Genomic DNA, 5,930 nt, shown 5'->3' on the forward strand with positions numbered 1-5,930 from the left:
CGCCTTCCCGCGCGGGGCCGATCCGCAGACCTTCGCCAACGCCGAAGCCGCCATCGCGGCCTTCGAGCCGGCGCCGATCATCGCCGACGCGCCGCTTCGATCGGTTCCTGCGGGGCGACGGCGCGGCGATGGCTGACGCAAGGAAAGCCGACCTGCGCGCCTTCATGGATCGGCTGCTTCCATTCCGGCTTGGTCCGGGACCTGGTGCGGGGGGCGAGCGGTCCGGCCCGGCTCGGCGCCCCGCCAAGGGCGCCGTCAAGGACGAAAGGGGAGGTCGGCGTCCGCGCCGGTCGCCATGGCTTCGGAGACGCCTCAGCCGAGCGCGTCGAACACGGGACGCAGACCATGCCGCATGATCCGACTTTTCCCCGCCGCTCCGGACCTGGCCGCGCGCCGGTCCGCCGCGCCGCCGCGGTGGCCGCGGCGGGCCTCGTCTCGGTCCTGTGGGGGGCGCAGGCGCAGGCGGTCGACGTCGCGGCCCTGGCGAACCAGGGCACGGACACGGTCCCCGCCTGCGTCGCCTGCCATGGCGCGGAGGGGCTCGGTTCCGCCGATGTCGGCGCGCCGATGATCGCGGGGATGGACGCCGACTACATCGTCCGGACGCTCGCCGCTTATGCCGACGGCACGCGGGTCGGCTACACGATGAACGGCATCGCGACCGAGCTCTCGTCCGAGCAGATCGGCGGGCTCGCCGCCTGGTACGCGGCGCTTCCGGCCGTCAGCCAGGACTGGGCGACGGATCCGGCGGCTGCGGGGCAGGGGGCCGCGGTCGCGGCCGACGGCGTGATCGAAGCCGGCATCCCAGCCTGCGTCTCGTGCCACGGCCGGAACGGCGAAGGGGTCGGCGCGATCTTCCCGCGGATCGCCGGCCAGCTTCCCGACTACATGGCGGCCCGGATCGACCTGTGGCGCAGCGGCGAGGACCTGGCCGACGCGCCCGACACCGCGATCATGGCGCGGATCGCCGCCGACCTGCCGCCCGAAGCGATGGACGCCGCCCTTGCGTATTTCGCGGGCCTCGACCCTGCCGCGGGACCGAGCACGGGCTACGCGCCGCTCGCCATCGACTGGCCGACGCAGACCCGCGACGCCGAACCCCTGCCGGACGCGATCCCCTGGGCGAAGGCCGACGCGGCCTATGCGGCGCAGGTCAGGCGCCTCGCCGATCCCGGGCTTTACGAGCACAGGCCGCCCGCATGGTCGGAGATCCCGGATACGCCGCTGGGCGAGATGATCCGGCTCGGGCGGGACATCTTCGCCAACACCCAGGTCCTGCGCGGAACCTTCGTGGGCAACGATCTGTCGTGCAGCAACTGCCATATGAACGCCGGCGCGAACCCGGCGGCGGCGCCGATCTGGGCGACGGCGGTGGATTTCCCGATCTATCGCGACAAGAACCGGCACGTGAACACGCTGCCGGAGCGGCTGGCGGGCTGCTTCAGGTATTCGATGAACGGCACGGCCCCGCCCGCCCAGCACAAGGTGATGGTGGCGCTGGAAAGCTACATGCGCTGGCTCGCGACCGGGGCGCCCTCGGGCGCCGTGCAGAAGGCGCGCGGCTACGTGCTGCTGCCGGCGCCGCCGCTGACGCCTGATTACAGGCGGGGAGAGGTGGTCTACGAAGCGCGCTGCGCGATGTGCCACGGGACGGACGGGGCGGGGCTCAAGCAGGGCGCGCGGGTGATGTTTCCGCCGGTCTGGGGGCCGAATTCCTACAATTGGGGGGCGGGGATGCACCAGATCGAGAAGGCGGCGGGGTTCCTCAAGGCGAACATGCCGCTCGGCAACCCGGACCTGACCGAGCAGCAGGCCTGGGACGTGGCGCTCTTCGTCAATGCGCATGAGCGCCCGCAGGACCCGCGCTGGCTGGGCGACGTCGCGGCGACGCGGGCGGCCTTCCACGGCGATGTCGGCGCCTACGGGATGAGGATGCCCGAGGGCCTGATGGGCGATGCCGGCGCGCCCTTGGCCAAGCCCGCGCCGCAGCCCTGGGCGGACTGGAGCGTCGTGGGGAATCCGGCCGACTAGGCCCGGCCAGGGACGGGGGCGTCGGACGCAGGCGCCGCATCCGGCGCCTTCGGAAACGCCGGGCCCCGCGCCGTGACCTGCCTGGACCCCGTCAGAGAACACGCCCCCTCGACGCTCGCGAAGGGGCGCCGGCGGCGACCGGCGCGCGGTCGCCGAACGCCGTCACCGTGTCGGCGCCCACATGCAGCGCCTGCGCGTCGGCGAGGCCGGTGGAGATCGACGGCCAGCCGGGCGCGCCCGTGATCGCGCCCGGCCACGGCGCCGTCGTTCGGCCGAGCGCGCGCCCCGCCGGACGACGGCGCCGTGGCCGCTCGCCCAAGCGGCGGGGTCAGGCGGGCCCGCCTCGGGCGGCCGAAAGGCGCAGGAGACCCTTCTGGAGCAGGATGAACATCAGCAGCAGCGCCCCGATGACGATCTTGGTCCACCAGCTCGACAGACTGCCGTCGAAGACCAGATAGGTCTGGATCAGTCCCATGGTCAGCACGCCCACCAGGGTTCCGAACACGTGGCCCGCGCCCCCCGACAGCAGCGTGCCCCCGATGACCACGGCGGCGATGGCGGTCAGCTCCGTGCCCACGGTGGCGAGCGGATATCCCGAGCCGGTGTAGATCGAGAACACGATCCCAGAGAGCCCGGCCATGAACCCCGAGAAGGCGTAGATCCCGATGGTGACGCGCCCGACGCGCACCCCCATCAGCCGCGCCGTCGCCTCGCCCCCGCCCAGCGCGAAGACCGACGCGCCGAAGCGGGTGCGGTGCGCGAGGATCGCGCCCCCCGCCACCGCCAGCAGCATCACGCCGCCGATCAGGGTCAGCCGCCCTTTGCCCGGCATCAGCCAGTAGGCGCCCTGGATCAGGTCGTAGAACGGGTCCGAGATCGGCACCGACTGGATGCTCAGCATGTAGCCCGCGCCCCGCGCGAGGAACATGCCCGCCAGCGTCACGATGAAGGCGGGCATGGCGAGGTGATGGATCAGCGCCCCCATGCCGGCCCCGAACGCGGTGGTGACGACCAGCAGCAGGGCGAAGACCGCGAGCGGGTGCAGGCCCGTGTCGCGCAGCATCACCGCGATGAACACGCCGGAGAAGGCGATGACCGCGCCCACCGACAGGTCGATCCCCCCCGACAGGATCACCACCGTCATCCCCACCGCGACGATGCCGAGATAGGCGTTGTCGGTCAAAAGGTTCCCCGCCACCCGGGTGGAGAGCATGTAGGGGAACTGCAGCCAGCACAGGAAGCAGGCGACGACGAAGATCGCGAGGGTGGCCGCGAGCGGATAGAGGCGCGGGTTCATCGTCCGGCCTCCTTGGCCTGGGCCGGGCGGAGGATCCGGGCGGCCGGGGGCGGCTTGTCGCGCAGGCGCGTCTTCCGGGCCTGCCAGGCGCGGATCAGGTTGGGGGACTGGATGACCAGGATCGCCACCACCAGGCCCGCCTTGATGACGAGGTTGAATTCGGACGGGAACCCCGCGAGCAGGATGCCGGTGTCGATGGTCTGGATGATCATCGCGCCCAGGATCGACGCGGCGATGGAGAAACGGCCCCCCATCAGCGAGCCGCCGCCGATCACCACCGCGAGGATGGCGTCGAGCTCCAGCCACAGCCCCGCATTGTTGGCGTCGGCGCCGCGGATGTCGGCCGCGGCCACCAGCCCGGCGAGCGCGGCGCAGAGCCCCGAGGCCATGTAGACCGCGATCAGCAGCCCCCGCGCGTCGACGCCCGCCAGCGCGGAGGCGCGGCGGTTCACCCCCACCGCCTCGACCAGCAGGCCGAGCGCCGTGCGCCGCATCAGAAGCGCGGCCGCGAGGCCGGTCAGCAGCCACAGCCAGGCGGGGACCGGCAGGCCGAGCACGTCTCCCGCGCCGATGAAGGCGAAGCGGGGATCGGAGAAGGTGAGGATGCGGCCTTCGGTGATCAGCTGGGCGATGCCGCGCCCGGCGGTCATCAGGATCAGGGTGGCGACGATGGGCTGGATGCCCACCACCGCCACCAGCGCGCCGTTCCAGAGCCCGGCGGCGAGCCCGGCCAGCAGCGCCAGCCCCAGCGCCGGGAGCAATCCCATGCCGCCCGAGACGGCCGAGGCCGCGACCGCCCCGCAGATCGCCATCACCGCCCCGACGGACAGGTCGATCCCGCGGGTGGCGATGACCAGCGTCATCCCCACCGCCAGCAGGGCCACGGGGGCGCCGCGCTTGAGGATGTCGATCACCGGGCCGACCAGACGGCCATCCATCAGCTCGACGCTCAGGAAGCCGGGAAAGGCGAGCGTGGCGAGCCCGGCGAGGGCGATCAGCGTCAGGAGCTGGGGCAGAACCCGGCGCAGGGAAGGGGGGAGAGAGAGCGGCATCACGCGGCCTCGCCTGCGTCGTCGGCGCGCGCGATGGCGGCGACGATGGTGTCGGCGGAGATGCCGGCGCCGCTCAGCTCGGCCACATGCCGGCGGTCGCGGACCACGACCACGCGGTCGGCGACGGCGATCAGTTCGTCGAGCTCCGACGAGATCACCAGGATCGACATGCCCTGCGCCACCACCTCGCGGATCAGGCGCAGGATCTCGGCATGGGCGCCGACGTCGATGCCCCGCGTCGGCTCGTCCAGGATCAGGAAGCGCGGGTTCATTGCGAGCCACCGGGCCAGCACCACCTTCTGCTGATTGCCGCCCGAGAGCTGGCCCACCGGTTTCTCCGTGTCCGACGTGCGGATGTCGAGGCGGGCGATGTAGTCGTCGGCGAGCCGCTTCTGCGCCTCGCGCGGGATGGGTCTGGCCCAGCCGCGGCGGGCCTGAAGGGCGAGCGCGATGTTCTCGCGCACCGAAAGGTCGGCGACGATGCCGTCGGTCTTGCGGTCCTCGGGCGCGAAGCCGAAGCCGGCGGCGATGGCGTCGCGGGGCGTGGAAAGCGGGATGGGGCCGCGCGCGTCGCGGGCCTCGCCCGAATGGGCCGCGCGGACGCCGAACATCAGCTCCGCCGTCTCGGTGCGCCCGGACCCGAGGAGGCCGGCGAGGCCGACGACCTCGCCCCGGCCGACGGAAAGGTCGAAGGGCTCCACCGCGCCGCGGCGCCCGACCCGGTCGAAGCGCAAGAGCTCGGGGCGCGCGACGGGCCCGTCCTGGTCGCGGGCGCGGGCGTCCACCGCGTCCTCCAGTTCCCGGCCCAGCATATGCTCGATCAGGCGCACGCGGTTCAGGTCGGCGGTCCGCTCGGTGCACACTTTGCAGCCGTTGCGCAGCACGGTGACCCGGTCGGTCAATGCGAACACCTGGTCGAGGAAATGCGAGACGAAGACGATGCCGAGGCCGCGCGCGCGCAGGGAGCGGACCACGTCGAACAGCATCTCCACCTCCCGCGCGTCGAGCGAGGCGGTGGGCTCGTCGAGGATCAGCACCTTGCCCGACAGCGCGACGGCCCGCGCGATGGCGATGATCTGCTGCACCGCGACGGACTGCTCGCCGAGATCGCGGCCCACGTCGATGTTCAGCCCGTAGCCCGTCAGCATCGCCTCCGCCTGGGCGCGCATCGCCCGCCCGTCCACCAGCCCCCAGCGCGTCGGCTCCCGCCCGAACATCAGGTTCTGCGCCACGGTCAGGTTGGGCAGGAGATTGACCTCCTGATAAACGGTGCCGATGCCGAGATCCTGCGCTTCGGACGTCGAACGCGGGCTGATCGGCCGGCCGTCGAGCGTGATCTCTCCGCCGTCGCGCGCATAGGCGCCGGTGAGGCATTTGATCAGCGTGGACTTGCCGGCGCCGTTCTCGCCCAGCAGGGCATGGATTTCTCCGGAGGCGAGGTCGAAATCCACGGCGTCGAGCGCGCGGGCGCCCGGGAAGGTCTTGGTCAGCTGGCGGAGGGTCAGCAGCACGGGGCGAGCTCCGGTGGACAGGGCGGCGGGGGGGGGGGG

4 protein-coding genes are annotated in these 5,930 nt (G+C 72.5%); 1 reads left to right on the top strand and 3 read right to left on the bottom strand.

Features of this window, described 5'->3' with window-relative positions; genetic code table 11:
* Positions 1 to 345: 345 nt before the first annotated feature.
* On the top strand, positions 346 to 2,031 hold the full coding sequence (locus ACTB72_RS20045; RefSeq protein ID WP_463038791.1) for a c-type cytochrome: 1,686 nt from the start codon (positions 346 to 348) through the stop codon (positions 2,029 to 2,031).
* 328 nt (positions 2,032 to 2,359) lie between these two features.
* On the opposite strand, the gene yjfF is transcribed toward ACTB72_RS20045, so the two are convergent.
* The 3 genes from yjfF to ACTB72_RS20060 all read right to left on the bottom strand — a co-directional run.
* Positions 2,360 to 3,328, bottom strand: coding sequence for a galactofuranose ABC transporter, permease protein YjfF (yjfF, locus tag ACTB72_RS20050; RefSeq protein ID WP_463038792.1), 969 nt, complete (start codon positions 3,326 to 3,328; stop codon positions 2,360 to 2,362).
* The gene (locus ACTB72_RS20055; RefSeq protein WP_463038793.1) at positions 3,325 to 4,380 is read right to left on the bottom strand and encodes an ABC transporter permease; all 1,056 of its coding nucleotides are present in this window, start codon (positions 4,378 to 4,380) and stop codon (positions 3,325 to 3,327) included. The genes yjfF and ACTB72_RS20055 overlap by 4 nt, the downstream gene beginning before the upstream one ends.
* A partial coding sequence (locus tag ACTB72_RS20060) for a sugar ABC transporter ATP-binding protein (protein ID WP_463038794.1) occupies positions 4,380 to 5,930 on the bottom strand: 1,551 nt, incomplete at its 5' end. The genes ACTB72_RS20060 and ACTB72_RS20055, both read right to left, overlap by 1 nt.

The sequence above is a fragment of the Albimonas sp. genome (assembly GCF_055129145.1).

Coding starts and splice junctions, on each gene's coding strand:
- ACTB72_RS20045 (WP_463038791.1), top strand. CDS start 346: ATGCCGCATGATCCGACTTTTCCCCGCCGCTCCGGACCTGGCCGCGCG.
- yjfF (WP_463038792.1), bottom strand. CDS start 3,328: ATGAACCCGCGCCTCTATCCGCTCGCGGCCACCCTCGCGATCTTCGTC.
- ACTB72_RS20055 (WP_463038793.1), bottom strand. CDS start 4,380: ATGCCGCTCTCTCTCCCCCCTTCCCTGCGCCGGGTTCTGCCCCAGCTC.